The sequence below is a fragment of the Bacillus sp. FG16 genome (assembly GCF_057809515.1).
In genome coordinates this window covers 1-1,109 of sequence record NZ_JBMDKC010000268.1, presented here as the reverse complement: position 1 = coordinate 1,109, position 1,109 = coordinate 1, and the positions used below count along the sequence as shown (strand labels likewise).

The following is a 1,109-nucleotide window of genomic DNA, read 5'->3' as shown; positions in this document are numbered from 1 at the left end:
TGGTGCACGTTTTCATTATATTTCGACTGTCAGTATCGCTGGACATCGTCCAGATGATTCCGCCTCGTTCCTATTTTCGGAGCAAGATTTTGACCGAGGACAACAAGTAGAAAACGTATACGTAGAAAGTAAATTTCTTGCCGAAAAATTAGTGAGAGAAGCAATGGCAGAAGGTGTATCAGCAACCGTATACCGAGTAGGGAATTTAGTAGGTCGCACACAAGATGGAAAGTTCCAACAAAATATAGGGGGCAATGCATTTTATCGTTTGATAAAAGCCCTTTTCCTATTACAGAAGGCACCGGATCTATCAACCCATATTGATTTGGTACCAATCGATTTTGGAAGTAAAGCCATTGTAGAATTGGCATGTATAGCGCAAAGTAAAGGAGAAACGTTCCACATTTGTAATCCGATTCAACTAGAGTGGAAACAGTTCATCTCACATTTACAACAAACGGGTTATTTGATTGACATAGTCAAAGGAACTGAATTCATGAACCTATTTACAAATCATACGCTAACGGAAGAACAAATGCATGCGTTAGAAATGTTGCTACCTGTATTCGAAGAAACGGATCAATATGCAGAGGCTATCATCACTTCTCAGCATACCGAACAATTTTTAAAAGCATTGAATATAACATGTGAACAGCCAAATCAAGAATGGATTTCTACATGCATTTCTTATGGGGAAAGGATGGGGTTTTTCCCGAAAAAAAGTTTGTCACTGCTTACACATTCATATAGATAAACGACTTGTATGGCTTTTGAATAAAAGGATGTCGTTCCATTGCTTCTACAAATATGGTAACATATACATGACATGTGTTGAAAAAACTCTAATGCGGTGGCTTTGCCGGATTAGAGTTTTTCTTTATGAAGAAAAAAGATATCGCATGAGATGAACAGCTAATCGATTTAATTCTTGACTACGGGCAAGAACAAGCGGGTGGGTGTACCCATGTATTTGAACGAGTTAATGTGGTTTCTTTTTTGTCCGTTATTTGTTTGTGTAGTGGAAGAAGATAGACTGAAGATGTATCCATGGAAATCACCCCGGTTTCGAATCGAAATATCATTTCGTTAATTATACTTAAAATTCAGAT

General features: G+C 37.6%; 1 protein-coding gene. It reads left to right on the top strand.

What is annotated here, in order from left to right:
* Positions 1-754 (top strand): SDR family oxidoreductase (locus ACODS7_RS32185; protein WP_488828628.1); only part of this gene is annotated, 754 nt, incomplete at its 5' end.
* Between the last annotated feature and the right edge of the window lie 355 nt (positions 755-1,109).